This is a genomic window from Erwinia magellanica (genome assembly GCF_039023495.1).
Lineage (GTDB): Bacteria > Pseudomonadota > Gammaproteobacteria > Enterobacterales > Enterobacteriaceae > Erwinia.
In genome coordinates, this window is record NZ_JBCHVC010000002.1 from 750,190 (window position 1) to 776,196 (window position 26,007).

General features: G+C 52.6%; 25 protein-coding genes and 2 tRNA genes. 13 read left to right on the forward strand and 14 right to left on the reverse strand.

Annotated elements, in window-relative coordinates; all coding sequences use genetic code 11:
* Positions 1-3: 3 nt before the first annotated feature.
* The 5 genes from AAH450_RS10760 (at position 4) to rmf (ending at position 5,846) form a co-directional block, all read left to right on the forward strand.
* Positions 4-1,911 (forward strand): ABC transporter ATP-binding protein, encoded by a 1,908-nt coding sequence (locus AAH450_RS10760; RefSeq protein ID WP_318790558.1) that lies wholly within the window; start codon positions 4-6, stop codon positions 1,909-1,911.
* 20 nt (positions 1,912-1,931) lie between these two features.
* Positions 1,932-3,206 (forward strand): membrane integrity-associated transporter subunit PqiA, encoded by a 1,275-nt coding sequence (pqiA, locus tag AAH450_RS10765; RefSeq protein WP_342910392.1) that lies wholly within the window; start codon positions 1,932-1,934, stop codon positions 3,204-3,206.
* Positions 3,193-4,833 (forward strand): intermembrane transport protein PqiB, encoded by a 1,641-nt coding sequence (gene pqiB / locus AAH450_RS10770; protein ID WP_318790560.1) that lies wholly within the window; start codon positions 3,193-3,195, stop codon positions 4,831-4,833. The genes pqiA and pqiB overlap by 14 nt, the downstream gene beginning before the upstream one ends.
* The gene (gene pqiC, locus AAH450_RS10775) at positions 4,833-5,399 is read left to right on the forward strand and encodes a membrane integrity-associated transporter subunit PqiC (RefSeq protein ID WP_342910393.1); all 567 of its coding nucleotides are present in this window, start codon (positions 4,833-4,835) and stop codon (positions 5,397-5,399) included. The genes pqiB and pqiC overlap by 1 nt, the downstream gene beginning before the upstream one ends.
* A gap of 279 nt (positions 5,400-5,678) precedes the next feature.
* Positions 5,679-5,846 carry a ribosome modulation factor gene (gene rmf / locus AAH450_RS10780; protein WP_306213209.1) on the forward strand — a complete coding sequence of 56 codons (168 nt, stop codon included), beginning with the start codon at positions 5,679-5,681 and terminating at the stop codon, positions 5,844-5,846.
* Positions 5,847-5,911: 65 nt separating this feature from the next.
* Here the strand turns inward: rmf and fabA are convergent, their stop codons facing one another.
* Both fabA and AAH450_RS10790 read right to left on the reverse strand, forming a co-directional pair.
* Complete coding sequence (gene fabA, locus AAH450_RS10785) at positions 5,912-6,430, reverse strand: bifunctional 3-hydroxydecanoyl-ACP dehydratase/trans-2-decenoyl-ACP isomerase (protein WP_056236835.1); 519 nt, start codon at positions 6,428-6,430, stop codon at positions 5,912-5,914.
* Positions 6,431-6,498: 68 nt separating this feature from the next.
* Positions 6,499-8,289: a Lon protease family protein gene (locus AAH450_RS10790; protein WP_342910202.1), complete on the reverse strand. Its 1,791-nt coding sequence runs from the start codon at positions 8,287-8,289 to the stop codon at positions 6,499-6,501.
* Between the two features lie 147 nt (positions 8,290-8,436).
* Between AAH450_RS10790 and matP the strand changes: the two genes are divergently transcribed.
* Positions 8,437-8,892, forward strand: a complete 456-nt coding sequence (matP, locus tag AAH450_RS10795; protein WP_342910203.1) for a macrodomain Ter protein MatP — start codon at positions 8,437-8,439, stop codon at positions 8,890-8,892.
* 100 nt (positions 8,893-8,992) lie between these two features.
* Here the strand turns inward: matP and ompA are convergent, their stop codons facing one another.
* Positions 8,993-10,057, reverse strand: coding sequence for a porin OmpA (gene ompA, locus AAH450_RS10800; protein ID WP_342910204.1), 1,065 nt, complete (start codon positions 10,055-10,057; stop codon positions 8,993-8,995).
* A 347-nt stretch (positions 10,058-10,404) separates the two neighbouring features.
* Positions 10,405-10,914 carry an SOS-induced cell division inhibitor SulA gene (gene sulA, locus AAH450_RS10805; protein ID WP_342910205.1) on the reverse strand — a complete coding sequence of 170 codons (510 nt, stop codon included), beginning with the start codon at positions 10,912-10,914 and terminating at the stop codon, positions 10,405-10,407.
* Between the two features lie 211 nt (positions 10,915-11,125).
* Here sulA and AAH450_RS10810 point away from each other — a divergent pair, with 211 nt between their 5' ends.
* Entirely contained in the window at positions 11,126-11,755 is a 630-nt protein-coding gene (locus AAH450_RS10810) for a TfoX/Sxy family DNA transformation protein (RefSeq protein ID WP_342910206.1), read from the forward strand.
* Here the strand turns inward: AAH450_RS10810 and yccS are convergent.
* Positions 11,752-13,887: a YccS family putative transporter gene (gene yccS, locus AAH450_RS10815; RefSeq protein WP_342910207.1), complete on the reverse strand. Its 2,136-nt coding sequence runs from the start codon at positions 13,885-13,887 to the stop codon at positions 11,752-11,754. The two genes, AAH450_RS10810 and yccS, sit on opposite strands and share 4 nt — an antisense overlap.
* Before the next feature lie 4 nt (positions 13,888-13,891).
* On the reverse strand, positions 13,892-14,338 hold the full coding sequence (locus AAH450_RS10820; protein WP_318790570.1) for a YccF domain-containing protein: 447 nt from the start codon (positions 14,336-14,338) through the stop codon (positions 13,892-13,894).
* A gap of 132 nt (positions 14,339-14,470) precedes the next feature.
* Between AAH450_RS10820 and helD the strand changes: the two genes are divergently transcribed.
* Positions 14,471-16,525, forward strand: coding sequence for a DNA helicase IV (gene helD, locus AAH450_RS10825; protein ID WP_342910208.1), 2,055 nt, complete (start codon positions 14,471-14,473; stop codon positions 16,523-16,525).
* Positions 16,526-16,547: 22 nt separating this feature from the next.
* Here helD and AAH450_RS10830 read toward each other — a convergent pair whose 3' ends face one another.
* Both AAH450_RS10830 and AAH450_RS10835 read right to left on the reverse strand, forming a co-directional pair.
* Positions 16,548-17,006 (reverse strand): methylglyoxal synthase, encoded by a 459-nt coding sequence (locus AAH450_RS10830; protein ID WP_342910209.1) that lies wholly within the window; start codon positions 17,004-17,006, stop codon positions 16,548-16,550.
* An 82-nt stretch (positions 17,007-17,088) separates the two neighbouring features.
* A complete protein-coding gene (locus tag AAH450_RS10835) occupies positions 17,089-17,730 on the reverse strand; it encodes a YccT family protein (RefSeq protein ID WP_342910210.1) in 642 nt (213 codons plus the stop codon).
* A 187-nt stretch (positions 17,731-17,917) separates the two neighbouring features.
* Between AAH450_RS10835 and AAH450_RS10840 the strand changes: the two genes are divergently transcribed.
* Positions 17,918-18,334, forward strand: coding sequence for a CoA-binding protein (locus AAH450_RS10840; protein ID WP_342910211.1), 417 nt, complete (start codon positions 17,918-17,920; stop codon positions 18,332-18,334).
* A gap of 60 nt (positions 18,335-18,394) precedes the next feature.
* Here AAH450_RS10840 and hspQ read toward each other — a convergent pair whose 3' ends face one another.
* The gene (hspQ, locus tag AAH450_RS10845; protein ID WP_306213208.1) at positions 18,395-18,712 is read right to left on the reverse strand and encodes a heat shock protein HspQ; all 318 of its coding nucleotides are present in this window, start codon (positions 18,710-18,712) and stop codon (positions 18,395-18,397) included.
* Between the two features lie 61 nt (positions 18,713-18,773).
* Positions 18,774-19,964: a 23S rRNA (cytosine(1962)-C(5))-methyltransferase RlmI gene (rlmI, locus tag AAH450_RS10850; RefSeq protein ID WP_342910212.1), complete on the reverse strand. Its 1,191-nt coding sequence runs from the start codon at positions 19,962-19,964 to the stop codon at positions 18,774-18,776.
* Between the two features lie 88 nt (positions 19,965-20,052).
* Between rlmI and yccX the strand changes: the two genes are divergently transcribed.
* A complete protein-coding gene (gene yccX, locus AAH450_RS10855) occupies positions 20,053-20,331 on the forward strand; it encodes an acylphosphatase (RefSeq protein ID WP_342910213.1) in 279 nt (92 codons plus the stop codon).
* A gap of 56 nt (positions 20,332-20,387) precedes the next feature.
* On the opposite strand, the gene tusE is transcribed toward yccX, so the two are convergent.
* Positions 20,388-20,714, reverse strand: coding sequence for a sulfurtransferase TusE (gene tusE, locus AAH450_RS10860; RefSeq protein ID WP_342910214.1), 327 nt, complete (start codon positions 20,712-20,714; stop codon positions 20,388-20,390).
* Positions 20,715-20,869: 155 nt separating this feature from the next.
* The gene (gene yccA / locus AAH450_RS10865; protein WP_342910215.1) at positions 20,870-21,526 is read right to left on the reverse strand and encodes an FtsH protease modulator YccA; all 657 of its coding nucleotides are present in this window, start codon (positions 21,524-21,526) and stop codon (positions 20,870-20,872) included.
* Between the two features lie 217 nt (positions 21,527-21,743).
* On the opposite strand from yccA, the gene AAH450_RS10870 reads away from it, so the two are divergent.
* From AAH450_RS10870 to agp, 3 genes are all read left to right on the forward strand, one after another.
* Positions 21,744-21,831: transfer RNA gene (locus AAH450_RS10870), tRNA-Ser, on the forward strand.
* A gap of 227 nt (positions 21,832-22,058) precedes the next feature.
* A tRNA-Ser gene (locus AAH450_RS10875) sits at positions 22,059-22,146 on the forward strand.
* 287 nt (positions 22,147-22,433) lie between these two features.
* Positions 22,434-24,089: a bifunctional glucose-1-phosphatase/inositol phosphatase gene (agp, locus tag AAH450_RS10880; protein WP_342910216.1), complete on the forward strand. Its 1,656-nt coding sequence runs from the start codon at positions 22,434-22,436 to the stop codon at positions 24,087-24,089.
* A 135-nt stretch (positions 24,090-24,224) separates the two neighbouring features.
* On the opposite strand, the gene AAH450_RS10885 is transcribed toward agp, so the two are convergent.
* On the reverse strand, positions 24,225-25,598 hold the full coding sequence (locus AAH450_RS10885) for an NAD-dependent succinate-semialdehyde dehydrogenase (protein WP_342910217.1): 1,374 nt from the start codon (positions 25,596-25,598) through the stop codon (positions 24,225-24,227).
* A gap of 171 nt (positions 25,599-25,769) precedes the next feature.
* Positions 25,770-26,000 (reverse strand): YccJ family protein, encoded by a 231-nt coding sequence (locus AAH450_RS10890; RefSeq protein ID WP_318790580.1) that lies wholly within the window; start codon positions 25,998-26,000, stop codon positions 25,770-25,772.
* Positions 26,001-26,007: the final 7 nt, after the last annotated feature.

Below are 26,007 nucleotides of genomic sequence, written 5' to 3' on the forward strand. Positions count from 1 at the left end.
TTTATGTCATTAATCAGTATTCATGGTGCGTACCTCTCCTTCAGTGACGCCCCGTTGTTGGATAACACAGAACTGCACATTGAAGAGAATGAGCGGGTCTGTCTGGTGGGACGTAACGGCGCGGGTAAATCCACGCTGATGAAAATCATCAACCGCGAACAGCCGCTGGATGATGGCCGCATCATTTATGAGCAGGACCTGGTAGTGGCTCGTCTGCAACAGGATCCACCGCGTAATGTTCAGGGGTCTGTTTATGACTTTGTGGCGGAAGGTGTGGATGAGCAGGCCGAATACCTCAAGGCCTATCATGCGATCTCTCACCTGGTGATGACCGATCCCAGCGACAAGAACCTGAATGAGATGGGCCGCCTGCAAACTATTCTGGATCATCAGAATCTGTGGCAGCTGGAAACCCGCATTCATGACGTGCTGAAACAGATTGGTCTGGATGCCGATGCGCCGTTGTCCTCCCTCTCCGGTGGCTGGCTACGTAAAGCCGCGCTGGGTCGCGCGCTGGTGAGCAATCCGCGCGTACTGATGCTGGATGAACCCACTAACCACCTGGATATCGAAACCATTGACTGGCTGGAAGGCTTCCTGAAAACCTTCCAGGGCAGCATCATCTTTATTTCCCATGACCGCTCCTTTATCCGCAACATGGCAACCCGCATTGTGGATCTCGATCGTGGCAAGCTGGTTTCCTGGCCTGGCGACTACGACCTCTATCTGGCCAGCAAGGAAGAAGCGCTGCGCGTTGAAGAGATGCAAAATGCGGAATTCGACCGCAAGCTGGCGCAGGAAGAGGTGTGGATCCGTCAGGGCATTAAAGCTCGCCGCACGCGTAATGAAGGTCGTGTCCGGGCGCTGAAAGCCCTGCGTAACGAGCGTTCAGAACGCCGTGAAGTGATGGGCAAAGCCAATATGCAGGTTGAGGAAGCTTCCCGCTCAGGCAAGATCGTCTTTGAGATGGAAAACCTGAACTACAGCGTTGGCGGTAAGCAGCTGGTACGTGACTTCTCCACTCAGGTACAGCGTGGCGATAAGATTGCCCTGATTGGCTCCAACGGCTGTGGGAAAACCACGCTGCTGAAGCTGATGCTGGGTCAGCTCAAAGCTGACAGCGGCCGTGTGCATATTGGTACCAAGCTGGAAGTCGCCTATTTCGACCAGCACCGTGCCGAACTGGATCCGGACCGTACGGTGATGGATAACCTGGCAGAAGGTAAGCAGGAAGTGATGGTTAACGGTAAGCCACGCCATGTGCTGGGTTACCTACAGGAGTTCCTGTTCCATCCCAAACGTGCGATGACGCCGGTTCGTGCATTATCAGGTGGGGAGCGTAACCGTCTGCTGCTGGCTCGTCTGTTCCTGAAGCCAAGCAACTTGCTGATCCTCGATGAGCCTACCAACGACCTGGACGTAGAGACGTTAGAACTGCTGGAAGAGCTGGTAGATGGTTATCAGGGCACCGTGCTGCTGGTGAGCCACGATCGCCAGTTTGTAGATAACACCGTAACCGAATGCTGGATATTTGAAGGCAACGGCGAGATCGGCTCTTTTGTTGGCGGCTATCATGACGCGCAACGGCAGCGTGCAGCCTATAAGCAAACCCGCGCCCAGGGAAAAGCCGCACCGGTTACCCGTCAGGAAAACAGTAAAGCAGAGCCAGAGAAACGCGCTGCCAGTAAGCTAAGCTATAACCTACAGCGCGAACTGGAACAGCTGCCGCAGAAAATGGAAGAGCTGGAGAGCAAGCTGGAAGCGTTGCAGGCAAAAGTGGCAGACGGCGAGTTCTTCAGCCAGCCTCATGATGTCACTCAGCCCGTGCTGGACGCGCTTTCCGCTGCTGAGCAGGAGCTGGAAGTCGCCTTCGAACGCTGGGAATACCTGGAATCGTTGAAAAACGGCTGATGCATAAGTATGAGGTAGGTATGTGTTCATCGCACCACGCAGACCTTTGGATGCTTTGCCCGCAGTGTGATCTGATGACACAGTTGCCGACACTGCCGCCGGGCAGTAAAGCCAGCTGTCCACGCTGCGAAACCACGCTGACAGCAAACTGGGTGGAGCCGCAGAAGCGGCCCACTGGCTATGCGCTGGCCGCGCTGTTTATGCTGGTTCTGGCGAACCTGTTTCCGTTCGTCAATATGCATGTGGCAGGGCTGAGCAGTGAAATCACGCTGATGCGCATTCCTCAGGTCATGGTATCTGAGGATTACAGCAGCCTGGCAACCTTATTTATGCTTTTTGTTCAGGCGGTGCCTGCCTGCTGTATGATCATCATTTTGCTGCTGGTCAATCCGTTCCGCATCGCGCTACCGCTGAAACGCGTGATGGCGCGCCTGCTTTTCCAGATTAAAACCTGGGGGATGGCAGAGATCTTTCTGGCGGGTGTCCTGGTCAGTTTCGTAAAGCTGATGGCTTATGGCGATATCGGCATCGGCACCAGCTTTATCCCCTGGTGCCTGTTTTGCGTGTTGCAGTTACGCGCATTTCAGTGCGTCGACCGTCGCTGGCTCTGGAACCGCATCCAGCCGATGCCCGAGTTACCTGCTAACCCCGTGTCGGCCATAAGTGGTCTTCATCAGGGGTTAAGGTCGTGCAGCTGCTGTACCGCCATTCTTCCTGCTAATCAGCTTGTCTGTTCGCGCTGCGGCACCAAAGGGCATGCACGGCGTAAACACAGCCTGCAATGGACCCTGGCGTTGCTGTTCACCTCGATATTGCTCTATGTGCCGGCTAATTTACTGCCGATTATGATCACCGATGCGCTGGGCAGTAAAACCACCTCAACGATTATGGCGGGGGTGATATTGCTATGGGGCGATGGCTCCTATCCGGTTGCGATGGTTATCTTTATCGCCAGTATCATGGTGCCTTCGCTGAAGATGATGGCCATTGGCTGGCTGTGCTGGGACGCGAGCAGAAAAGGCGAGGGGCATCACGACAGTGAACGTATGCATAAAATTTACGAAGTCGTTGAGTTTGTTGGCCGCTGGTCGATGATTGATGTCTTTGTGATCGCTGTGCTCTCCGCGCTGGTGCGCATGGGGCAATTAATGAGTATTTATCCCGCGATGGGGGCGCTGCTGTTTGCGATGGTGGTGATTTTAACCATGTTTGCAGCGATGACCTTTGACCCTCGTCTGACCTGGGATCGTGTACGTGAAAAAAGTCTTGAGGAGCCAAGCATTGAAGGAAAATAATCACGGCGTGGCGACGGTTGATCAAATCAAACGCTGGTCACCGGTCTGGATCATCCCCGTTGTCACCATTCTGATTGGTGCATGGATCCTGTTTTACCACTTCAGCCATCAGGGGCCGCTGGTCACGCTTATTACCACCAATGCCGAAGGGATAGAAGGCGGTAAAACGGCGATTAAAAGCCGCAGCGTAAATGTTGGCGTGGTGGAGAGTGCGGTGCTGACGGACGATCTGCACCATGTGGAGATCACCGCCCGGCTCAATTCTGGCATGGAGAAGCTGCTAAAAAGCGACAGCGCTTTCTGGGTAGTGAAACCGGCCATCGGTAAGGAAGGCGTAACAGGGCTGGGGACTCTTCTCTCCGGTGCCTACATTGAATTACAGCCCGGCGCGAAAGGCGAACAAAAAAAGCAGTATGACTTACTGGATTCGCCGCCACTGGCACCGCCGGATGCTAAAGGCATCCGCATTACTCTGGACAGCGCGAAAGCGGGGCAGCTCAATCCGGGCGATCCGGTTCTGTTCCGTGGTTACCGCGTAGGTTCGGTTGAGACCAGTAACTTTGACGCAGATAAGCGCATGATGACCTATCAGCTGTTTGTTGCTGCGCCATACGATCGCCTTGTCACCACCAATGTCCGTTTCTGGAAAGACAGCGGCATCGCCGTGGATATGTCGGCCTCTGGTATGCGGGTGGAGATGGGATCGCTCACTACGCTCTTCAGCGGCGGCGTCAGCTTTGATGTGCCGGATGGTTGGGAATTAGGCAAGGTTGCGCAGAATCAGTCAGAATATAAGCTGTTTGACGATCAGCGTAGTATCCAGGACTCGCTCTACACGGTACATAAAGACTTCCTGATGTTCTTCAGCGACTCGATTCGGGGCCTGCAACCCGGCGCGCCAGTGGAGTTCCGCGGCATTCGCCTGGGCACGGTGGCAGAAGTGCCTTATAAATCGAAAGAAGTGGCTCAGCAGTTGGATAACGACTACCGTATTCCGGTTCTGATACGTATCGAACCTGACCGCTTCCAGAGCATGCTGGGTAAAGATTTTAACATTGAACAGCATCTCCGGGATGGCATCAAAAATGGGCTTCGCGCCTCTCTGAAATCGGCAAACTTGCTGACGGGTTCACTCTATATTGATCTCGATTTTATTAAGAACGCCAGGCCTGTTACCGGGCCGCAGAAGTTCGCTGGTTATGAGCTGATCCCTACTACCAGCGGCGGACTGGCGCAGATCCAGCAGAAACTGATGGACGTGCTGGATAAGGTCAACAATCTGCCGCTTAACCCGCTGCTTAACCAGGCGACGGGCACGCTGAAACAGAGCCAGCAGACGCTGCGCGATCTGCAAAAAACGCTGGATAACATCAATCAGATCACCTCCAGCCAGTCGATGAAAGATCTGCCGCAGGATATGCAGAAAACCCTTCGTGAGCTGAACCGCAGCATGAAAGGCTTCCAGCCTGGTTCGCCTGCCTACAGCAAACTGGTGGGAGATATGCAGCGACTGGATCAGGTCATGCGTGAACTGCAACCGGTATTGAAAACGTTGAACAGCAAGAGCAATGCTCTGGTGTTTGAAGCCAAACCAGGCCAGGACCCACAGCCGAAGAGGGCGAAATGATGATGAAATGGATTCCCGTTGCGCTGGCGCTGGCGCTCGCCGGCTGTAGCAGCACTCCGGATACCACTTACTACCAGTTGCCGGCAGCCAGTAAAAGCGTCTCTGCCAGCAGCCAGGCGGAGAGCGGTCGTCCGGCGGTGTTTGTGGAGCATGTTTCAGTGCCAGATTACCTGGCCGGAAACGGCCTGGTTTACCAGAGCAGCGACGTAAAATATGTCATTGCCAGCAATAATCTGTGGGCCAGCCCGTTGGATCAGCAGTTGCAACAGACGCTGGTCGCTAATCTGGGCGAGAGGCTGCCAGGCTGGCTGGTCTCTTCCACGCCGCTGGGCCAGCAGCAGGCCACGCTGAACGTCAATGTCACTGGTTTTCACGGGCGTTATGATGGGCATGTGGTAATCAGCGGCGACTGGGTTCTTGAACATCAGGGGCAAATTATCAAACGTTCATTTGCCCTGACGCTACCGCAAACGGAAGATGGCTACGATGCGTTAGTCAGAACGCTGGCTCAAGGCTGGCAGCAGGAAGCTGGAGATATGGCTAATGCTGTACGTGGTATTAATTAAGTAAAATTAATGTTTACAACCAAGCCCCTGATTGTCGGCAGCCTGCTGCTTCCCCAATCAGGGGCTTTTTTTTTCTTAACAACAGGTTACAGGCACGACGGAAGCTCTGAGCAACCCGCTAACCCAGCACTGCTACACAGAAATATGACATTGGCGTGAAATTTGCGCATTGATCTTTAGGCCAACAGGCGGTAGAACTTAAGAGTGGTTGCACATTATATGACCACAGATTTCTTTCCACCAGATTCCACCTGACCTGAAGAGGGGATTACAGGCATGATGAAGAGACAGAAACGAGATCGGCTCGAACGGGCACATTCAAGGGGTTATCAGGCCGGTATTACCGGACGCTCAAAAGAGATGTGTCCCTATCAGTTAATTGATGCGAGATCTCACTGGTTGGGAGGTTGGCGACAAGCCATGGAGGACAGGACGGTTACTGCGTAATCAGCCTGTTCAATGTCAAAGGAAGAGAACCTCCGCTGAAGCGGAGGTTTCCGTTTCAGGAACCGTCAGAAAGCCGTGGTATCTTTGAACAGACCAACTTTCAAATCGGTAGCCGTATAGATCACGTTGCCATCTACCAGCACTTCGCCATCTGCCACACCCATTACCAGCTTACGATTAATCACGCGCTTGAAATGAATACGGTAAGAGACTTTCTTCGCCGTTGGCAGTACCTGGCCGGTAAATTTCACTTCACCTACTCCCAAAGCACGCCCTTTTCCTTCAGCGCCTAACCAGCCGAGGTAAAAGCCAACCAGTTGCCACATGGCATCCAGGCCCAGGCAGCCAGGCATCACCGGGTCGCCAATAAAGTGACAGCCAAAGAACCAGAGATCCGGATTGATATCCAGTTCTGCTTCAACGAAACCTTTGCCGTAGTTACCGCCGTCTTCGGTCATTTTGACCACGCGGTCCATCATCAACATATTACCTGATGGTAAAGGCGGGCCTTCTGCACCAAACAGCTCACCGCGACCAGATGCGATCAGGTCTTCTTTTGTATAGGATTCGCGTTTATCTACCATGTTTTCAATAAGCCTTATTTTAATGAATCACGAAGGTTAGCTAACAGGTGTAAGCTGAACAAGTCCGATCAGCTCTGGTTAAACCAGTTTAGCCAGCGCAGCGGCCACGGGCGATGACGCCCATCCAGCTGGGTGATTTGCGCAATGCGCTCCTGTATTGATCGTAGCAGACAAGGGCCTTCTTCCTTGTCCCACTCTGCGCCTGTCAGTAATGGCAGGGCTTCTTCCACACTGCTGACTGCCCAGATATGGAATTTTCCTTCCCGAACGGCGTCAACCACCTCCTGTTGCAGGGAGAGATGGCGAACGTTAGCAAGAGGGATAATCACGCCCTGATTGCCGTTCAGATTGCGCTGATGACAGATATGGAAAAAACCTTCAATTTTTTCATTCAGTCCACCGACCGGCTGCACACGGCCAAACTGATCGACTGAACCTGTCACGGCAATTTGTTGCGTCAGCGGCTGGCCTGACAGCGCACTGATCAGCGCACAGAGTTCGGCCAGTGAGGCGCTGTCGCCATCCACCTCTGAATAGGATTGTTCAAACACAATTGAGGCGGAAAAAGGGAGTTGCTGCTCCAGCTCCAGCTCAGAAATAAGCCAGGCCTGCATAATCATCATGCCTTTCGCATGAATATTTCCACCCAGTTCTGCTTTGCGCTCCACGTCCGTAAACTCACCGTCACCCACATGCACCACGCAGCTGATACGGGAAGGCTCGCCAAAGGCACGCGGGTGGCCGGGGAATTCAATCACTGACAGGGCGTTGATCTGACCGATCATTTCGCCTTCCGTCTCGATCACAATCTGGTCGAGAAGGATCTCATCCCGCACGCGTTCTGCAAGGAAACCTTCACGCCAGAAACGGGTTTCCAGTGCCGTTTGCAGCTGCTCACCGTTGACAGAGTTGTCGGGGCTGTAGAGGGAAGCCTCCTGCAACTGACGGATAATCCAGGAAGGGCAGAGCGGCAGCGTATCCTGATCGCCAGTATAGCGAACCGCCTCGCGGATCAGCACCGGCCAGAAATCTTCACTAAAGGGTCCATATCCTTCGGATGCAGCCACCGAAAGCAGCCATTTCACCCACAGGCTGAAATCTTCGCCATCCACAATCTGAATATTTTCTTCAAATTCACCGTAGAGGCAAAGGGAGGCCAGCTCTGGTTCCATCTCCTGGAAATCGGCCAGCACATCACGATCGCCCGTCAGCACCAGACGAAAATGGAGCGGCATTGAAGGGATAGAGGCGGGCAGCGGGCGCGTTTCGTCCGGTGAATGCCAGTCAAAGCGCTGGGTAGTGAGGATCTGTCTGATGCGTAACCACAACAGTGGCTGAGCCAGCAGCGTGCGCAACGAAAGGATTAAGATCCCACCATTAGCTTTATGCACAAGTCCGGGTTCAAGTACCAGAGTATTGTTATGCAGACGAACGCAACCCAGCAGCTGCTCCGCTTCAATCCAGTCGGCACAATGCACGCCGCCCGTACTGGCAAAATTATCCGCTGCATTTTCCGCAGGCCGCAGGCTGACTGAAAAACCGTCCACATGATAGTGACTTCCTGCCAGCGTTACCTCATCCTCTTCGGAGAGTTCAGTCAGGACACTTTGCAGTAAAGCCTGATATTCAACGTTTTCAGCAGTTTTAATCAACATCAACGGTATTTTAGCGGGCGTTTGCAGGAGCAGGCTCAGGCCGTTAAACAGGCGCGCCTGTACGGCATCAAAGCAGCTTGAGTCCTCTTCAGATGTCGGCAGGCAAAGAGGCAGGACACTCTCTGTATCGGGCTGTAGGGCGCGCCATTCAAGTCGATTGTTGGTCAAAGTTATCGTATTTTTCTGATGGAGTAAAAGCGGCATTATACAAGATTTCAGCCTGTTAAGCACCGTAGAGATGCATATCAGCCTGGGTTCAGTCGCAGAATGTGGCGTTTGCCCGTTTTCTTTACGGCAGGGTGAATAAAAGCTGTTATTCTAAACGCGTCACGAAATCAGCATGAGATTCCGATGAAATATCAACAACTCGAAAATCTTGAAAGCGGTTGGAAATGGAAATACCTGGTGAAAAAACATCGGGAGGGCGAAGCGATCACGCGCTATCTGGAATTCAGCGCTGCTCAGGTTGCGGTTGATGAACTGCTGGCAATGGAAAACAGACCGGTAGATGTGCTTGCCTGGATTGTGCAGCATATTAATCCAGCCCTTGAAAATCGCATGAAGCAAACTATTCGTGCCCGCCGCAAGCGCCACTTTAATGCTGAACATCAGCACACGCGTAAAAAATCTATCGATTTGGAATATCTGGTGTGGCAGAGACTCGCCGGCCTGGCACAGCGCCGTAACAGCACGCTTTCTGAAACTATTGTTCAGCTGATAGAAGATGCGGAGCGTAAAGAGAAATACGCTAACCAGATGTCTTCTCTTAAGCAGGATTTAGAAGCTATTTTGGGTAAACCCGAGTAAGACGCTATTAAGATTGTCAGACCCACTTTCACAGCTTGCTGTGGCGGGCAACAGCCATAAAAAAACCCCGCCTTAGCGGGGTTTTTTCATCAAAGAGAACTTAGCCCTGTGGCTGAGTTACAACGTCTTTGATGCCTTTAACTTCGATTTCTACGCGACGATCCGGTGCCAGGCAATCGATCAGGGCATTACGGCCTTTCACGCTGTCACAGGTGTTGCCGGTAACTGGGTTAGTTTCGCCCATACCGCGTGCAGAGATCTTGTTAGAAGGGATGCCTTTAGAAACGAGGTAGTCAACTACGGACTGAGCACGTTTCTCAGACAGTTTCTGGTTGTACTGGTCAGAACCGATACGGTCGGTGTAACCCATAACAACTACAGAACCATCTTTAGGATCCAGGGAGCTCAGCTGGGTGTACAGCTGATCCAGAGCCTGCTGACCTTCTGGCTTCAGAGAAGCTTTGTTGAAGGTGAACAGAACGTCTGATTTCAGAGTGAAACGCTTGGTTTCAACAACTGGCGCAGGTGCTGGCGCTGGCGCTGGTGCTGGAGCAGCTTCGTCCTGACCGAAACGGTAGGAAAGGCCCAGGCTCAGCATGGCGTTATCTGGACGAGCACCAACGGTCTGTGCATCACCGATGTTGTTAACCCACTGGTAGTCCAGACGGGTAGCCCAGTTCTGAGTCAGAGCATATTCAACGCCCACTGCTGCCAGTGGAGAAACGCCGGTGTCGTGATCGCTGATACGAGTACCGTTGTTGTTCTGCGTTGAGTCTGCACGCCATACCATGCCGCCCAGACGAGTGTAGATGTCCAGATCGTCAGCAATTGGGTAGCTCAGTTTAGCAGCCAGCTGAACGCCCTGTGCTTTGAATGCGCCGTTTACGTTGTTGCCTTTGTTAGGCATACGACCCAGCCAGTCATAACCCAGTTCGAAGCCCAGGTACTGATTAGCCTGATAGCCACCGAACGCACCAGCACCAAGCTGGCTTTCGTGGGTTGGGCCGTCGTTGTTGACATAATTGTTACCGTAGTAACCAGTGTCATGGTACTGAGACCAACCCAGTTTTGCACCGGTATACCAAGTGTCATCTTTAGGAGCGGCCTGCGCTACGGTAGCGAAGCCAGCCAGTGCCACTGCAATTGCGATAGCTGTCTTTTTCATTTTTGCGCCTCGTTATCATCCAAATAGGCAATGAGCTTTAATTAGCTCTTTGATTAATCCTTCGCCGGGTTATGACGCTCGATTATGACTCATCCAAAAAAGGGAGATTATTGAGCACCCTGGCGACGTAAAGTCTACAACGTACCAGCAAACTTACAAGTATGATGTGATGGAGGTCAGCAAAAAAACAGCGTTTCGTACACAAATTTACACATCTTCAGCCAGGTTACGTCTGAAATTGGGGGGGTAAAAATGACGCTAAGCCATTGTCCCGCAGGCTCATAGCATAATCAGAGGGTTATCCGGGCATCAGGAGAATTTTCTCATGAGAAAAATCTTATTTTTACTTAATGATACAAAGTAGAGTGAATTTTTAGCCCGCGAAACGGTCTGGAGGAGGCGCTGATGATCCGATCCGGACGCATAATCAATCCTAAAGCCTGTCCGATCTCAGCGGCGGCTTGAAGCCTTTGCCGGTCGGCCAGAGAAATATCTTCCGGTAACCAGCCTAATACCACGCTGTAATTGCCCGTCTGCAAAGCTTTAATCATCGCTTCAACCGTAGTAATAGCACCTGGCTGATGGATTTGCATCACTTTATCCAGCGGCAGGCCAGACTGAATCAGCCATTCACGGCTTAATTTCTGCTGCGGAGTCAACCAGAGCTGCCAGCGCGACTGCATACCTAACTGCTGTAGCAGTGGCAGTAACAACACCTGCGTCATACCAGGCTGATCCTCGCTATAAATCAGCTCACTGATTAATCCTGTCATGGAACCCGGCTGTGCTGACGCACAATCCACGGCCTGACGACGGCCCGCCTTAACAGAAGAAGATTTCAGGGAATGCGTTTGCATAATGGCTTCGCTCTCAGGGGTTACTGTATGAATATACAGTATATCGCAGCTGACCAAAGATCAATCTTATTTTTCCTGGAAACGTCTCGCAAAATATTAACGCAGAGCGGCGCAGGGGGATTTATTCATTGAACTTGTAACGGTGATTGCTTATTTTTTTATTTCCTAAATGAAGGATTTATCAGGATAATTTACAAGGAAAGGTCAAAATATGCGAGATTCAAAAAGTAAAATTGCCAGCGCGAAACAGCAGCTCTCAGCATTGGGAGAGATCAGTAGCCGCAGTCAGTTTGGCGGATACAGCCTGTCGGTCCAGAGCGTAGTCTTTGCCCTTGTCAGTGAAGGGGAACTCTATCTGCGGGCTTGTGAGGAAGTCAGACCCTATATTATTGAACACAACATGAAGCCCCTGCTGTTCACTAAACGAGGGATCCCCGTTGAGCTTGAATACTATCGGGTAGATGAGCCGTTATGGCAGAAGCCTGAAGAGCTGATTGCGCTTTCGCAAAAATGTTTACAGGGGGCTGCCAGGGAGAGGGCCACACAAAATAAAATCCGCAGGCTCAAAGATCTTCCCAATCTCAGCCTGAAACTGGAAGTGCAACTCAGACGAGCCGGGATTTCTACCGTTGAAATGCTCAAAGAGCAGGGGGCTAAACGCTGCTGGCTCAAGCTGTATGCCATGAACAGAAATTTGGGCGTAAATATTCTCTATGCCTTGCACGGCGCTATACAAGGATTGCATTACGAAGCGCTGCCGGTGGCTATCAAGGAAGAGTTACGCGTCTGGTACAACGAAACGATGCGCTACCAGACGCAAAATAAGCCCCGTAAAACCTAAGCTGCCAGCACCTTTTTTTTCAAATGAGCAATTTCCGGTAAAAGCGCTATTAACAGGCCGACCTGTTGCAATACCAGAGGTTCTTTCGTTTCCGGGTCGGCTTCTGTTGCCGCTAAACGTTCAGAAAGATTGGCCAGCAATCGTTTTGCCTTAGTTTCATCTGTCACATCAATATGCAGTACATCATCAACGTAACAAACCGCATCATCCATTAATTGCAGCATAGAAGGCCGCGTTATTTTCTCGCGATGTGCTCCCAGCGCGGAGATATAGCTGAGAAAGGAGTGGTTCAGACACATAAGGCGAAAAGCGGCTTCCTTTAAGCTTGCCGAGGCATTTTTTTCGGCAGAGATATTAGAAACCACGGAGGCCAGCTCAGCATCGCCATTATGTGCATCACGACGCGCAACCCGGTAGTCAAGACGATTGTCCTTGCCCTGATGATATTGCACCAGAATAGCGTCAAGATAGCGGCAGTTAGCATTCAGCGTCCGTTCTGCAACCGAGGAGAGCCGCCGGAATCGCCAGTCAGGCCAGATAAAGGCGACGGCGAGCCAGGCGATGCCACAGCCCAGAAGCGTATCGATAATACGCGGCAGGGCAATCTCAAAACCTTCACCCAGCAGATTAAAGCAGAATAGTACCAGCAGGGTGATAAACATGGTTGCATGCGCGTATTGCGATTGCCTGAAAGCGAAAAACAGCACGCCACTGATGACAATTAAAATCAGCTGTCCTTCAACGGAGGGAACCAGCCAGAGCAGGGGAAGGCCAAGCATAATACCCGCTACCGTCCCGGCGATACGCAGTGCCAGGCGGCGTTTTGTTGCGTTGTAGTTGGGCTGGCAGACAAACAGGCTGGTTAGCAAAATCCAGTAGCCATGTTCCAGCCCGGTTAACTGAATAAACCCATAACCTGCACAGAGCAACAGCGACATGCGTACAGCGTGGCGGAACAGCGGAGATTCGGGCGACAAATGCCTGCTGAAGCGTAAGCGGATATCAGACCAGCCGGTCAGCCCCTCGCTGGAAAGAGTCTGATCGTGACTTTCCATATTATTTTCCAGGATCTGTTCAGACTCGATGGTCGCCAGTTGCGCATCAATCGCCTTAAGGTTATTCAACAGATAGTGCATCGCTTTGACTTCGCTGCTGCCTGGTCTGGCGGCAGAAAGTCTCTCCATCGCCGCATTTAAATGGACAAAAGCGCGCTCAAACCGGCTGTTATGCTGATAGGTTTCTCGCAAAAGAATGCAGTTTGCCAGCTGCTGACACGCCCTGGCCTGAAGCGTGAGCAGCCGTTGAAAACGGAAAAGGATATCACTGTAACGATACTCCTGACGCAGTGCGTGGTACTGCACGTGGGATGAGCTGGCACGTTCGTGAATATCCTGGGCAACAAAGTAGTAGTGCAGTGTCCGACGAGTGCTTCGCTGCCCTCGGTCGCCTCTTAACCGGGACTGTATAGAGATTTTTGTCTGATTAAGTGTCGCAACCAGCTTACTGTTAGCCATGGCGACCTCAATCAGCGAGGCGTTGTCATTCTCCTCTGTATCGGGGTCGAACAGGCCTGCTTTCGCCTCCAGATAGAGAGCCAGCCCCTCAAAACTGCGCGCAATGTTTTCCTGTAAAGGGCGTACGGGAAAGATCACATGGCCGGTCAGGGTAAGCAGGTTATACCAGATGGCACCTGCCAGCAGGAGCGAGGGTTGCAGATACCATTGCGGGAACAAACCCAGCCCCAACAGCGTATAGATGGCGATCAGCAGCGCGCCGAAGGCGATAGTGGCATAGCGCTGCCCCAGCGCCCCTAACAGAATAAAGCCCCAGGTGGAAACAGCCAGGCCCACGATAAAAAGCCAGGGATAAGGCGAAAGCAACTCAACAGAGACAGAAGCGATACAGAAGCAGACCAGGGTGATCAACAGATTGCGTAATCTGCCGCTGAGGCGATCGTCAAGGTCAGCCAGCGCCGCCGCCACTACCCCCAGAGTCAGGGGAATGGTCCAGGTAATTTGCCCCAGCCACCAGGGCACACCCGCACTCCCCAACAGCGCAATAAAGATGCGCAGGTTGTAGAGCAGAGCGCTATTATAGGCATAGCGCCGCAGGCTGGAACTCAACGATACCATCAACTCAGTTATACCTGCTGCGGGCGTTTGCTTCGCGTGCGGCTTGCGCCACTTCAACGCTTACTACGCGGCGACCCACGGGCCAGAGGGCAATCGCGGCAATTTTGAAATTGGCGATGCCGACCGGGATGCCAATAATCGTGATGCACTGCGCAATGCCGGTCATGATATGCATCACGCACAGCCACCAGCCAAAGAAAATGACCCAGATGATATTCAGCACTGTTCCACCAGAGTTCATCAGCACGCTTTTTTTGCCTGGCTCCAGCTCATTCACATGCACCGCTTCGTTGCCATAAGGGAGCAAAGAGAGTTTTGTGATCTCCCAACAGGAGCGGGTTAACGGCAGGGTGAAGATAAAGATGATGCTGACCAGCGTGGCAAAGAGCCAGGATAAGGTCGTTAAAAATCCACCCAAAACAAAATTCAGAATATTTAAAACGGTACGCATAGGTTCGCTTCCCTTACAGTGCGCGGAACTCAATAATACAATGCGTTGATTGTAGCGCGTTTTAAGTCTGGAGCGGTACACTCCAGCCCGGTAAACTACAGCAGTAAAGACAACCGCAGCCTGAGGCAGGACATGGAACTGAAAGCAACGTCGTTAGGTAAGCATCTGGCGCAACATCCCTATAACCGGGTGCGGCTGCTGACGGCAGGCGTCGAGGTGAGTGGTGAAAAGCATGAATATCTCATCCCGTTTAATCAGCTCTTAGCCATCAAATGCAAACGTGGCATGGTCTGGGGCGAGCTGGAGTTTGCCCTGCCGGAAGAAAAAGTGGTGCGGCTGCATGGTACCGAATGGCAGGAAACGCAGCGTTTTTATCACTACCTGAATCAGGCCTGGCAGCAGTGGAGCGAGGAGATGAGCCAGATCTCCGCCGGAGTACTGGCGCAGCAGGTTGTCAGGTTAAAAGAGAGCGAAGGGCAGGATCGGTGGCTTAAGCGGCGCGATATAGCTGAATGGCGTAGCGAGATCCTGGAAGCATTCTCCGCTTTGCCTCTGCCCGTCGAACGGCTGGATGATTTTGCAAACTGTCGTGAGGCCTACCGCTACTGTTTGTCCTGGCTGGAGAGCAGTGATGCTCAGCGGCAGAAACGTAACAGGGCGTGGTCAGAAAAAATGGTGGCCCACTATGCTGACTTCTTCAACACGATTGAAACGTCCCCGTTAAACAGATCTCAGGCCACCGCCGTGGTCAATGGCGAAGAGGCGGTACTGGTGCTTGCGGGTGCCGGCAGCGGTAAAACGTCGGTGCTGGTGGCACGGGCAGGCTGGTTACTGCTGCGTAATCAGGCGGCGCCCGAGCAGATCCTGCTGCTGGCATTTGGCCGTCAGGCGGCAGAAGAGATGAATGAGCGCATTGAGCAGCGACTGAACAGTGAGGGCATCCAGGCCCGCACCTTCCACTCACTGGCTTTACACATTATCCAGCAGGGCAGCAACAGAGCGCCTTCAGTCAGTAAACTGGAAACGGATACTTCGCTGCGGCATAAGCTGCTGATTGAGACCTGGCGTCAGCAATGCAGCGAGAAGAAAGCTCAGGCCAACGGCTGGCGTCAGTGGTTAAAAGAGGAGCTGGAATGGGAGCTTGGGGAAGGCGATTTCTGGCAAGATGAGCGCCTTGCCAAACGCCTCGCCAGTCGCCTTGAACGCTGGCTGGGGCTGATGCGTATGCATGGCGGTGCCCAGGCCGCAATGATTGAGTCTGCCCCCGAAGAGGTGCGCGAGCTTTTCTCAAAACGGGTGAAATTAATGGCCCCGCTGTTAAAAGCGTGGAAAAACGCGCTTAAAGAGGAAGGCGCGGTAGATTTCTCCGGGCTGATCCATCAGGCGGTAAATATTCTGGATAAAGGCCGTTTTATCAGTCCGTGGAAGCACATTTTAGTGGATGAGTTTCAGGACATCTCTCCGCAACGGGCGCTGTTGCTGAGTGCGCTGAGAAGGCAAAATAAACAAACCTCCCTGTTTGCGGTGGGGGATGACTGGCAGGCAATTTACCGCTTCAGCGGAGCAGATATGACGTTGACCACGGCATTTCATCACTATTTCGGCGAAGGGGACCGCTGCGTACTCGACACCACCTATCGCTTTAACGATCGCATTGGTGAGATTGCTAACACCTTTGTGCAGAGCAACCCCTGTCAGCTTAAAAAGCCGCTCAACAGCCTGAGCAAAGGCAATAAAAAGTCGATCTCACTGCTTCCTGAAGCGCAACTGGAGGCGCTGCTGAATAAAATCAGCGGCTATGCAACAGCCGATGAGCGAGTCCTTTTACTGGCACGATACCATTATCTGCGTCCGGCGCTGCTGGAAAAAGCCAAAACGCGCTGGCCTAAACTGAAGCTGGATTTCTCTACCATCCATGCCAGTAAAGGGCAGCAGGCGGATTATGTGGTGCTGCTGGGGCTACAGGCGGGGAAAGAGGGTTTTCCTGCGGCGGCAAGAGAATCGGTGATGGAGCAGGCCTTGTTGCCCCAGCCGGAAGCCTTCCCCGATGCTGAAGAGCGCAGGCTCGCCTATGTCGCCATGACCCGCGCTAAACAGCAGGTCTGGCTGCTCTTTGATAAAGAAGATCCGTCAGGATTTGTTGAGGAGATTAAGCAACTGGGCGTTCCGGTTCTGCGAAAGCCCTGAAAAAGAGCGTGCAGGCGCACGCTTATTTCAGTCTTTCCTGCAAGTAGCGTTGATAGTCGGGAATAATAATATCGACAGGCTCGGCGAACAGCGGCGAATGGATAATGAAATCGGCCGTTGCGCGGTTGGTGGCTACAGGAATATTCCATACGGTAGCCAGCCGGAGCAGCGCTTTGACATCCGGATCGTGCGGAACCGCGTTTAATGGGTCCCAGAAAAAGAAGAGCACATCGATTTTGCCTTCTGATATCAGGGCACCAACCTGCTGGTCGCCGCCCATAGGGCCGCTCAGCATGGCGGTCACAGGCAGGCCAGTAGCGCGCTGAATCAGGTTGCCGGTAGTGCCTGTTGCGTAAAGCGTATGCGCCTGGAGCACATCTTTATGGATATCGACCCACTGCATCAGCGAGGTTTTGCAATGGTCGTGCGCCACCAGCGCAATATGTTTTTTTTCCTGAATCCTGCGAGTTGTTTGATCCATGCCTGCTTCCTGATTTCACCACAAACCAATAGGGAACTGTCCGATAAAGCCCGTCGAGTTTAGGCTGAAAGGGGAGAGAACATCAACTGGTACGCAACGCGCGCATTAACATAACAAAGCGTTGACGGGTGGCGGAGTCAACCTGCTGATACCAGAGTTGCAGGATGCGGCTGCCCGGAAGGTTGCCGCTGGCAAAATCCTGGCCGTCACTTCCGGAGGGGGTAGCAGAGGTATGCAGCTGAGCAAAGCGGGGCACGGAAGCGACGTTGCCTTTCAGGTTGTAAATCACCATTACCTGTTCGTAATTGGTTCCTGGATTGGTCAGCAGGCGATCTTGTTGACTCTCAATCACCGCACCATGCTCATTCAGAAGCTGAAATTCAGGATGCTTATCAAAAGCTTTTCCCTGAGCAACCGTGGTTAACGGGGGAAGGGTAATGGTAATGGCTCTGGAGCGGGTGGTAAAAGTAACAATCAGGGGAGAGGAGCGCCAGGATATGCTCTTTTGCGCATCTTTATTCAGACTTTTTTCGACGCGAAACAGCAGCTGATGCTCTCCCTGTTCAAGTTCCAGCCCTTCAGCACCTTTCAGTAACGAACCGGAAATTTTACGGCCATCCAGCACCAGCAGGTCAATATCAGAGGCAAGCTTAAGCGTGGTTGCCTGGGCAGTTGCCGCAACCAGCAGAGCCATAACGCCTGCAATGACCAAACGCAGCTTCATTCTTTCTCCAGAGGGGCAGGGACGCGATAACAACGAGTGTATCAAAGTCTTTCAGTATTGCAGAATATTAACATTTTAACATATTTATTCGTGCTGTATCTCAAGGATTTGTCATCTTCAGGGGAATTAATCGGGCGTTGCCTGAAATCGGCATACACTGGATTATCTGTCCTGAAAGGAGAAGTCTATGCACGACCAAACAATTGCTGATGTTCTTAACACTACCCGCCATATTGCTTTGGTAGGCGCCAGCGAAAAACCTGGCAGAGCCAGTCATGGGGTGATGGCCTATCTGCTGGCGCAGGGGTACAAAGTCACGCCAGTCAGCCCAAAACTGGCCGGGCAGATTCTGCTGGGACAGCAGGTCTATGCAAAGCTTGAAGATATTCCTGAGCCTGTCGATATGGTGGACGTATTCCGTAACTCTGAAGCAGCCTGGGGAGTGGCGCAGGAGGCAATAGCCGTGGGTGCAAAATCACTCTGGCTACAGATTGGCGTCATTAATGAGCAGGCAGCGGTGCTGGCGAGAGAGGCTGGGTTGCAGGTGGTGATGGATCGCTGTCCAAAAATTGAGATACCGCGTCTGGGGCTGGAAAAAAGGTAAAAATCTCGTCCGGAGCTGGGAAAAGGCAAAAAAAAACCCCGCATAGCGGGGATTTTATGATTAATTTCTCAGACGCGGTGCCTGAAGCTGTTCACGGATTGAAGCAGCCAGTTCGTCCATCGAGGGTTGCTCGGGATGATCGCCGGGCAATTCCCAGCTTAACTGTGCTTCTGCCAGATAAGTATGAACAGTTTCCCCCGCCTCATTTTCCATTACGACGTGATACCAGGGCGCATCCCGCAGCGACTCGCTGCCAGCTACGTCGTCAATCTCCGGATCGTCTAAAGAGTATTCCGGGTCGACATCTACTATCACGCCAAGGAAACCGTGCAGCTTATGCCGCACCTGCTGACCGAGTCCAAATTTGCTGGCTATCATCGTGACCTCCTGATAAACAATGCTCTGCTACCAAAGTGGGGGCAGAAACGGCGTTTTCAAGTCACAGTACGCGGCAGGCAAACCCTTTAAGGTACAACCCTTCCGGGTAGCTGGCGATCACCGGATGATCGCCTGCCTGCCGGAACTGCTCTATAAATTGTACATCACGCTGGGCATCCAGCGCGGCATCGGCGATGATTTTCTGAAATAAATCAGTTGGCATCAGGCCAGAGCAGGAGAACGTCAGCAGCATGCCGTTCGGGTTAAGCAGCTGCATTGCCAGCATATTGATATCTTTATACCCGCGGCAGGCGCCAGCCAGCTGGTTTTTATTTTCCACAAATTTCGGCGGATCCATCACGATCAGATCGAATTTCTCACCGCTGTCGCGATAACGACGAAGCAGCTTAAACACATCATCGCGCAAAAATTCTGCTTTCGATAAATCCAGTCCGTTCAGCTCTACGTTCTGGCGGGCTACATCCAGCGCGCCCTGTGAAGTATCCACGCTGATAACCTGCTTGCATCCCCCCATCAGGGCGGATACGGCAAAGCCGCCGGTGTAAGAGAAGCAGTTCAGTACACGGCGGTCTTTGGCGTAACGGCGGGTCGCCAGGCGGCTGTCGCGCTGATCCAGATAGTAACCCGTTTTGTGACCGCTCTGGATATCAACCAGCAGCTTCATACCCTGTTCGGAAATTGGCAGCAGCTCTGGCGGCATCTCACCCAGCACCACACCCTGAACCAGCTCAAGACCTTCTTTCTTACGAACGGCTACATCGGAGCGATCGTAAATGGCACAATCCGGATAGCAGTGTTGCAGGGCAGCGATCAACGCAGCGCGCTGATATTCTGCCCCCGCCGACAGCAGTTGCAGAACCAGATAATTGTCGAAGCGGTCAATGGTGATCCCCGGTAAGCCATCGGACTCACCGGCAATCAGACGATAGCTGTCAAGATCGTCACGCTCAGCGAGCCAGTCACGCAGCGGCTGTGCTGCGTGCAGGCGACGGATAAAGAAGTCGACATCAATCGACTCATCCTGGTCCCAGCTCCAGACACGGGCACGGATCTGCGATTCAGGGGACCAGGCAGCGCGCGCCAGCCAGGTTCCCTGGCTGTCACAAACATCTATAGTTTCACCCGATTGGGCCTTTCCTTCCAGGCGGGCAACCGCACCAGAGAAGATCCAGGGATGACGACGGAGTAAGGACTTTTCACGTCCTTTGGCAAGAATCAAACGAGCAGTCATATTTGCTATGCTTAAAGTCAGAAAAACAGAGGTTATTGTCCGGTGCAAGCCGGTAAATTGCAATCTGCGTCATCATCGGAGAGAAAATATGACTACTGTCTGCGTTAAAGCCTGGGTACATGGCACAGTTCAGGGCGTAGGATTTCGCTACAGCACGCAGCGTCAGGCGAAGGAACTGGGCGTAAAAGGTTACGCCAAAAATCTGGACGATGGCAGCGTGGAAGTGCTGGCCTGTGGCGAGGAAAAAGAGGTACAGGCGCTGATTAGTTGGTTGAAACAAGGCGGACCGCGAAGCGCAAGTGTTGAAAAGGTACTTGAAGAGCCACACAAGCCGCAGGAAATGCCGGACAGATTTAGCACGGGTTAAACCGGAAAGAGTTTGCCCCGCAGCGCGTGCAGCCTGTCAGTTGCGCGTTAAATAGTTCAGAGGCATTTCGCAGGCTTGGGCAGACCCGCAATTTTGGTAGCCTGTTTGGCCGGGCCTTTAGGGAACAGGCGGAACAGGTAACGACTGTTGCCTTTTTCCTCGCCATATTTTTGTGCCATGGCTTTAACCAGCATGCGGACTGCCGGCGAGGTATTGAATTCCAGATAGAAGGCGCGAACAAAACGCACCACTTCCCAGTGAGCCTCTGTCAGCTCAATGGCCTCTTCCTCGGCAAGCTGAGGCGCCAGCTCTTCACACCAGTCCGCGGTGGATTTCAGATAACCCTGCGCATCACGTTCAATTTCTTTGCCCTGAAATAACACTTTATTGCCTCTGTTGTTCTGCTCAGCGCCCTAGTTTAGCAAAGGGGTTTATTAGCTGGATAGTCCCGGAGGCAGGAATGATCAAGGGGGCCTGAACGTGACACAAAAAAAGCCCCGCAGAGGCGGGGCTTTTTTAGCGTATAGAGCAGCACGGCTTAGTTGCTGCGAGACATACCCAGAATGCTGAGCAGGCTGACAAAGATGTTATAGATCGAAACATACAGGCTGACCGTGGCGCGAATATAGTTGGTTTCACCACCGTGAATAATGTTACTGGTTTCCCACAGGATAGCCCCTGATGAGAACAGGATAAACATCACGCTGATGGCCATATGCAGTGCCGGAATATTAAGGAACAGGTTGGCCACGACAGCAACCAGCAGAACCACAAAACCGGCCATCATCATTCCACCGAGGAACGACATATCCTTACGGGTGGTGAGTACGTAGGCTGAACAGCTAAAGAACACCAGCGCCGTGCCGCCCAATGCCAGACCAATGACATCTCCCATACCTGCCGAGAGTAACGAGTTAAGCATCGGCCCCAGACAGTAACCCAGGAAACCGGTAAAGGCGAAGGCTGCCAGAATACCGCCAGGGCTGTCAGCCAGACGATAGGTCAGGAACATCAGGCCGTAAAAACCAGCCAGCATCAGAATAAAACCGGGTGCAGGCAGGGCGAAGACGGTACTCAGGGTCGCGGTTACGGCGGAGAAGGCCAGCGTCAGCCCCAGCAGGAAATAGGTATTGCGCAGCACCTTGTGGGTTGTAATTAACGAACTGCTGTGGGTACTTGAAACAATGCGATCCATAAAAATGCCTCTCAGGGTCACCAATTTACTTGTGAGAATAAGGAGCGCAACGAAGCGGGGGAAGGCGTTTTACCCTTCTTTACGCGGTCAGCTGCTTTTTCTGTGAGCGGGATGGTGATATTAGCAGCAAAAAAACGCTGTTCGCTGCTTTTTCAGGCAACCGATCCAAAACAGACTTTACATCCCCTGGGAGGATGTTTATAGTTCGCCTCATTGTGGAGGGGTGGCCGAGTGGCTGAAGGCACCGGTCTTGAAAACCGGCGACGGGAAACCGTTCCAGAGTTCGAATCTCTGCCTCTCCACCATCTAATTCGACGGGTCAGCATAAGCTGGCCCGTTTTGCTATGCGCGGTAAAAAGAGCGCCACTGGCGGCGCTGCCAACTTTTTGCTGTGAATTGGATAAAAGTGCATCGATTCAACAAAATAGCTAAAAATAGTCTTGGCAAAGCCAACGGCATCCCCTATACTGCGCGCCATCAGTTGTTCAGGAGGTGTCAGCTACTTCCCGGTAACAACAACTGGTAACAGCGTGGAGGGGTGGCCGAGTGGCTGAAGGCACCGGTCTTGAAAACCGGCGACGGGAAACCGTTCCAGAGTTCGAATCTCTGCCTCTCCACCATCAAATTCGACGGGTCAGCGTAAGCTGGCCCGTTTTGCTTTGTCTCTTTCCTGGCCGTAACCGCTGTGTTCCCCTTACAGGTCAGGCATTCCGAAAAAACATATTGTTTCTTTTCAATCTCCTGATGCGACTGAACGGCAAAGGCGATACTCTGCTATATTCTCAGCACCAATGCCCACGCCTGGCTCCTTTTTCAGGCGCCGTCGCGAACGCCGTTGCGATCCTTTTCCCAACCGCATCGCCATTATACGGCCGGGTGCTTTACCCTTGAATCAATGGAAAAACACATGATTAAAAAGTTTAGTCTTTGCGCGTTAGCAGTCTGCTCGGCAGTGACCGGGACCTCGGCCTATGCTGCTGACGACGATTACCAGCTTGAGCAAGTGTTAATGATGAGCCGCCATAACCTGCGTGCGCCGCTGGCCGACAATGGCAGCGTTCTGGCGCAGTCCAGCAAAAAGGCCTGGCCAAAATGGGACGTACCGGGTGGACAGTTAACGACTAAAGGTGGCGTGCTGGAAGTTTATATGGGCCGCTATACCCGTGAATGGCTGGCTCAGCAGGGGCTGGTGAAACAGGATGTTTGCCCGACTTCTGACGAAGTTTACGCTTATGCCAACAGCCTGCAACGCACGGTGGCTACGGCTCAGTTCTTTATTACCGGCGCTTTCCCTGGCTGCGATGTTCCTGTCTCGCATCAGGATGAGATGGGCACCATGGATCCGGTGTTTAATCCGGTCATTACTGACGGTAGTGAAGCCTTCAATAAACAGGCGTTGACGGCAATGAACGGCGCAGGTGAGAAGCTGGCGCTGAAACCTGCCTTCCAGCGTCTTGAAAAGATCATCGATTACAAAAACGCTCCGGCCTGTGACGGTAAGAAACAGTGCGATCTCTCCAGCGATAATCAAAACAAATTCAGTGCTGAGAATGGCAAAGAGCCTAACGTCTCTGGCCCGCTGAAAGTGGGCAACTCGCTGGTTGATGCCTTTACTCTGCAATATTATGAAGGTATGCCGCTGGATCAGGTTGCCTGGGGCCAGATCAAAACGCCTGAGCAGTGGAAAGAACTCTCTGCCATTAAAAACGGCTATCAGGATGCGCTGTTCACCTCGCCAGAAGTGGCGCGTGATGTAGCGGCTCCGCTGGTTGACTACATCCGCAGTATGCTGGTGGATGAAGATAAAGCCAACGCGCCTAAAGTGACGCTGATGGTTGGCCACGATTCCAACATCGCTTCACTGCTGACAGCGTTAGATTTCAAGCCTTACACTTTGCCAGAACAGAATGAGCGCACGCCTATTGGCGGGATGATCCAGTTCCAGCGCTGGCATGACAAGAAAAACGATCGTGAACTGGTCAAAGTCGAATATGTTTACCAGAGCACCGAACAGTTACGTGATGCCACACCACTTTCGCTGGATACCCCTCCTAAGCGTGTCACGCTGCAAATGAACGGCTGCCCAACGGATGCCAACGGTTTCTGTTCATGGGATCAGTTTACTCAGGTACTCAATAAAGCGATTCAGGGCACGCCTATGGCCGTCAATGCTCCGCAGCCAGCCGCTGCGCCCGCAGCGACAGAGAGCAGCGAACCGGCAGCAGATAAAGTAGCGGCGGCGAAGGTCGCTGCCGACAAAGCTGCTGCGGATAAAGCTGCTCAGGCTAAGGCCTCGGCAGAAAAAGCCGCTGCCGATAAAGCAGCAGCAGAGCAGGCTGCAAAAACGAAAGCGGAAGCGGACAAATCAGCTGCCAGCCAGGCTGCGAAAGAGAAGGCGGGTACCGAAAAGGTAGCTGCGCAGAACGCAGCAAGCGAAAAAGCTGCTGACGCGAAGAAAACTCCTGCTGCTGAGCCAAAGAGCGATGCTGCTCCGGCAACTGCTGATGCGGATAAAGCGGACAGCAGCAAAAATGCTGCCGCAGGCAACAGCGAAGCGAAATAACTGACAGACTGAAGAATCAATTAAACCGCTCAGCTCTGGGGCGGTTTTTTTCCTCAGCTTCGGCTCTCAGCAGTTCGCCATTCTGATGGCATAAAAAAAGCGGAGCAGGGCGCTCCGCTTTTTCTTTACTGCTTGTTAATCGGCGCTAATGACCACCAGCTTCTGATTCACAAACTCTTTAATACCCAAATCAGAAAGCTCGCGACCGTAACCGGAACGCTTCACGCCACCAAACGGCAGTTCAGCCGCCGTATCGCTGGCAGAGTTGATATAAACCATACCGGTTTCAATACGCGAGGCGAGACTCTTACCGCGCTCGATATTCTGCGTAAATACCGCACCGCCCAGGCCATAGTGAGAATCGTTGGCGAGTTTTACCACTTCCTCATCATCTTTAACCACATAGACCTGTGCAACCGGACCGAAGAACTCTTCAAAATAAGCCGGATTATCACGGGTGATGCCGGTGAGGATGGTTGGCTCATAGAAGCAGCCTTCACCCGCGACAATTTTCCCACCCAGATGCAGCTTCGCCCCTTTCGCCACAGCCTGATCTACCTGTTTCACCAGCGTATCGCGGGCAGAAGAAGAAGAGAGCGGGCCTAGCGTGGTTGTTTCATCCAGCGGATCGCCTGTTTTGATTTCACGGAACGCCTGGCTGAATTTCTCCAGGAACGCATCGGCTACTTTCTCATGCACAATAAAGCGCTTGGCGGCGGTACAAACCTGTCCGCAGTTGCTGAGACGGGCAACGGCGCCAGCCTTCACCGCTTTATCCAGATCGCAGTCATCCAGCACCACAAAAACATCATTGCCGCCAAGTTCCAGCGTGGTTTTCTTGAGGTATTTACCAGCCTGCTGTGCCACGGCGCTGCCTGCACGTTCGGAACCGGTCAGGGCTGCACCCTGTACCCGGTCGTCAGCTATCAGGGCAGCAATTTGATCGTTGCTGACGAAAAGGTTGGTCCAGGCACCTTTCGGCGCGCCAGCTTCGGTTACCAGCTCTTCAAACAGCGTGGCGCAGTGTGGGACGTTGGCTGCATGCTTTGCCAGTACCGGATTGCCCGCTGCCAGATTGGGTGCCAGCACGCGCATCAACTGATAGTAGGGGAAATTCCAGGGTTCAACCGCTACCAGTACGCCAATCGGGTGGTTCTCTACCCATGCTTCACCCAGATCGCTTGGATAGCGCGTCGGTGCAAGAAAACGCTCAGCGTTTTCAGCGTAGTAGCGGGCAATCTGCGCGCAAAGTTTTACTTCTCCACGGCTCTGATTGATCAATTTACCCATCTCGATGCTGGCCGCTTTTGCCAGCTCATCAACGCGGCCATCAATCAGATCGGCAAGCTTTTTCAGCACCTGCACACGGGGCTGAATCGGGCCTTTAGACCAGGCTGAATGATAGAGGTCGTCAGCGGTTTTCAGCGCCTGCTCAACCTGTTGTTCATTGTGGTCCGGCCAGGTTTTAATCAGCTTATTAGTTGCGGGATTTATTGTCTGATATGACATAGTTCGCTCCTTGGTGTAATCGGCCTGGCGTTCAGGCAAAAAGAAAGATGGCTAAAGCCTGGTAGAGAACCTGTAATTTCACAACGTTACCGTCTGGGCTGTTCGGCGGTTTCTTAGCGCTTAAAACGACAAAAAGGGCGGAAAATCCGCCCTTTTTGTCAAATTTACCGGTTAAACGTTTTTACGTTCAACCGGGATGCTGTCCCAGGTCAGTACATCTTTATCGGTTTTATCAAAGGCGCGAAGAAGAACTTCATCGCTTCCCTGCTGTTCCCAGATGCCCTCTGCTACCTTTTCATCATAATCAGCCACTTCAAAAATGGCCTCAGCAATCTCAGGGGAAGTATTCCGCAGGGTTGCCCATTCGCCTACACGATGCTCTTTTGATTGTTGCGTTGCCATATTGATC

What these genes read in the sequence shown, in the direction of transcription:
- AAH450_RS10760 (WP_318790558.1), top strand. Translation starts at nt 4, where the DNA reads ATGTCATTAATCAGTATTCATGGTGCGTACCTCTCCTTCAGTGACGCC.
- pqiA (WP_342910392.1), top strand. Translation starts at nt 1,932, where the DNA reads ATGTGTTCATCGCACCACGCAGACCTTTGGATGCTTTGCCCGCAGTGT.
- pqiC (WP_342910393.1), top strand. Translation starts at nt 4,833, where the DNA reads ATGATGAAATGGATTCCCGTTGCGCTGGCGCTGGCGCTCGCCGGCTGT.
- rmf (WP_306213209.1), top strand. Translation starts at nt 5,679, where the DNA reads ATGAAGAGACAGAAACGAGATCGGCTCGAACGGGCACATTCAAGGGGT.
- fabA (WP_056236835.1), bottom strand. Translation starts at nt 6,430, where the DNA reads ATGGTAGATAAACGCGAATCCTATACAAAAGAAGACCTGATCGCATCT.
- AAH450_RS10790 (WP_342910202.1), bottom strand. Translation starts at nt 8,289, where the DNA reads ATGCCGCTTTTACTCCATCAGAAAAATACGATAACTTTGACCAACAAT.
- matP (WP_342910203.1), top strand. Translation starts at nt 8,437, where the DNA reads ATGAAATATCAACAACTCGAAAATCTTGAAAGCGGTTGGAAATGGAAA.
- ompA (WP_342910204.1), bottom strand. Translation starts at nt 10,057, where the DNA reads ATGAAAAAGACAGCTATCGCAATTGCAGTGGCACTGGCTGGCTTCGCT.
- sulA (WP_342910205.1), bottom strand. Translation starts at nt 10,914, where the DNA reads ATGCAAACGCATTCCCTGAAATCTTCTTCTGTTAAGGCGGGCCGTCGT.
- AAH450_RS10810 (WP_342910206.1), top strand. Translation starts at nt 11,126, where the DNA reads ATGCGAGATTCAAAAAGTAAAATTGCCAGCGCGAAACAGCAGCTCTCA.
- yccS (WP_342910207.1), bottom strand. Translation starts at nt 13,887, where the DNA reads ATGGTATCGTTGAGTTCCAGCCTGCGGCGCTATGCCTATAATAGCGCT.
- AAH450_RS10820 (WP_318790570.1), bottom strand. Translation starts at nt 14,338, where the DNA reads ATGCGTACCGTTTTAAATATTCTGAATTTTGTTTTGGGTGGATTTTTA.
- helD (WP_342910208.1), top strand. Translation starts at nt 14,471, where the DNA reads ATGGAACTGAAAGCAACGTCGTTAGGTAAGCATCTGGCGCAACATCCC.
- AAH450_RS10830 (WP_342910209.1), bottom strand. Translation starts at nt 17,006, where the DNA reads ATGGATCAAACAACTCGCAGGATTCAGGAAAAAAAACATATTGCGCTG.
- AAH450_RS10835 (WP_342910210.1), bottom strand. Translation starts at nt 17,730, where the DNA reads ATGAAGCTGCGTTTGGTCATTGCAGGCGTTATGGCTCTGCTGGTTGCG.
- AAH450_RS10840 (WP_342910211.1), top strand. Translation starts at nt 17,918, where the DNA reads ATGCACGACCAAACAATTGCTGATGTTCTTAACACTACCCGCCATATT.
- hspQ (WP_306213208.1), bottom strand. Translation starts at nt 18,712, where the DNA reads ATGATAGCCAGCAAATTTGGACTCGGTCAGCAGGTGCGGCATAAGCTG.
- rlmI (WP_342910212.1), bottom strand. Translation starts at nt 19,964, where the DNA reads ATGACTGCTCGTTTGATTCTTGCCAAAGGACGTGAAAAGTCCTTACTC.
- yccX (WP_342910213.1), top strand. Translation starts at nt 20,053, where the DNA reads ATGACTACTGTCTGCGTTAAAGCCTGGGTACATGGCACAGTTCAGGGC.
- yccA (WP_342910215.1), bottom strand. Translation starts at nt 21,526, where the DNA reads ATGGATCGCATTGTTTCAAGTACCCACAGCAGTTCGTTAATTACAACC.
- agp (WP_342910216.1), top strand. Translation starts at nt 22,434, where the DNA reads ATGATTAAAAAGTTTAGTCTTTGCGCGTTAGCAGTCTGCTCGGCAGTG.
- AAH450_RS10885 (WP_342910217.1), bottom strand. Translation starts at nt 25,598, where the DNA reads ATGTCATATCAGACAATAAATCCCGCAACTAATAAGCTGATTAAAACC.
- AAH450_RS10890 (WP_318790580.1), bottom strand. Translation starts at nt 26,000, where the DNA reads ATGGCAACGCAACAATCAAAAGAGCATCGTGTAGGCGAATGGGCAACC.